At 71.8% G+C, this 1,777-nt stretch carries 3 protein-coding genes; all 3 read right to left on the bottom strand.

Features of this window, described 5'->3' with window-relative positions:
- Positions 1–263: 263 nt before the first annotated feature.
- Entirely contained in the window at positions 264–1,016 is a 753-nt protein-coding gene (locus DQW85_RS23555) for an alpha/beta hydrolase (protein WP_240197380.1), read from the bottom strand.
- Between the two features lie 45 nt (positions 1,017–1,061).
- Positions 1,062–1,430, bottom strand: a complete 369-nt coding sequence (locus DQW85_RS23550) for an AMP-binding protein (RefSeq protein ID WP_113702257.1) — start codon at positions 1,428–1,430, stop codon at positions 1,062–1,064.
- 57 nt (positions 1,431–1,487) lie between these two features.
- Positions 1,488–1,777 (bottom strand): response regulator transcription factor (locus DQW85_RS23545; protein WP_162795290.1); only part of this gene is annotated, 290 nt, incomplete at its 5' end.

Below are 1,777 nucleotides of genomic sequence, written 5' to 3'. Positions count from 1 at the left end.
CGGCGCTGCCGCGCCGGAGCCCCGCGGGTGCGGAGGGCCCCAGCGCGCCCCCGCGACGCTAGGTGCACACTCCGCAACCTGTAGTGAGCCGCTGAACGCAGGCCACTGCAGGCGCACACCAATGACATGCTGAACGCAGGCCACTGTGGGCAACCACCCAACTACCCGAAGTATGTCCTACGTCCACCACCTGCGGTGGTTTCCTTCCCCTAGGACTTCTCCCGGCGGTTTTCTTCCTTACGCCCTAGGTAGACGTGTCTTACTCAGGAAAGGTTCGCGGCGATCCATTTTCCGATGCGACGAACGAGATCAGGGGTGGCCGCGGACTCCGCGTGGCCGTACCCCGGCTCCACCCAGAGCTCCTTGGGCTCACGCGCGCCCGCGTGGAGCTGGTACGCGTGCTCCAGCGGGAAGAACGTGTCACGGTCACCGTGCACGACCAGCAGCGGCGTGGGCGCGATGAGCCCCGCCGCCTCGTGCGGCGGCACGGGGATCGGGTCCCACTGGCCGCCGGAGATCCGGGTGCGCTTGACCACCCTGGCCGCCCAGCGCCCGAAGGGCCGCTCGATGGCCCAGTGGACCTGCCGCATCGGCTTGGTGCCGCGATAGTGCCAGCGGGCGGGGCCGCTGACCGCCACGACCGCGTCGACGCCGCCGCGCAGGCCCGCGTGGCGCACCGCCACCGCCGCGCCCATCGAGAAGCCGACCACCGCGATCTTCGAGTAGCCGACCAGCCGCGCGTGCCTGACGGCCGCGGCCACGTCGAGGATCTCCAGGTCGCCCACGGTCGACTCGCCGCCGGAGCGGCCGTGACCGCGGAAGTCGAACGCGAGCACCCCGCCGTACCCGCTGAGCACGTGGACGATCCGGCGGGCGGTGCGCTCCCGCCACGAGCCCGTGAACCCGTGCGCGACGACGATTCCGATGTCGGAACGCGCCGACGGGGTGTGCGCGGCGTCGATGCGGACGCCGTCGTCGGTCCTGAGCATGACGGGGAAGCTTGGCGCGAACGGCATGACTCCGAGCTTATGATCCCCGCTCCCCGGCCACGCTCGTCGCGGTCATCGCCGCCGCTCGCCGCTGAGGTCGGCGACGGTCACCACCATCCGCAGGGCCGACCCCTCGGCCGCGTCCACCGCATGGGGCTGGTCCGAGATCATCACCCGGGCGTGGCTGTCCAGGATGCGCTGCCGGAGGACACCCGCGTCCAGCTCGGCCGGGACGGGCCAGACGACGCCACCGGCCCCGATCACCGCGTCGGTCGCCACCAGCAGGTCGGGCCCGACCGGCAGGCAGACGAGCACGGAGTCGCCCGCTCGCACCCCGCGGCGCCGCAACTGGACGGACGCCGCCGCGGACCTCTCGTCGAGCTGCCTCTCGGTGAGCTTGAACCCCGTGCCCGGGTCCACCATGACGACGCGCTCACCCATACGGCCCACGGTAAATCAGGGCATCTCACCCCTACATGCGGCGGAATATGCAGATGCCTATGCAGACGCTCTCAGGTGTTCGGCGGCCCACACCGCGATCTGGGCCCGCGAGGTGTGGCCGAGCTTCTCCATGATGTTGGCGATGTGCCGCGCCACGGTCGCCGGGCTGATCACGAGCTCCTCGGCGATGGCCCTGTTGGACAGGCCCAGGGTCAGCAGCGCGGCGATCTCCTGCTCGCGCGCCGTCAGCGGCGAGCGCCTGACGCGCCCGGCGGCCACGGCCCCCACGGCGGCGAGCGGCTCGAACCCCAGCTGCTCGGCGGCGGCGAGCGGCTCAGAGCCCAGCT

The organism is Nonomuraea lactucae, from assembly GCF_003313395.1.
In the GTDB taxonomy this organism is placed as follows: domain Bacteria; phylum Actinomycetota; class Actinomycetes; order Streptosporangiales; family Streptosporangiaceae; genus Nonomuraea; species Nonomuraea lactucae.
Note: the sequence above shows the minus strand (reverse complement) of the source record. Positions and strands in the feature narration are given on the sequence as shown.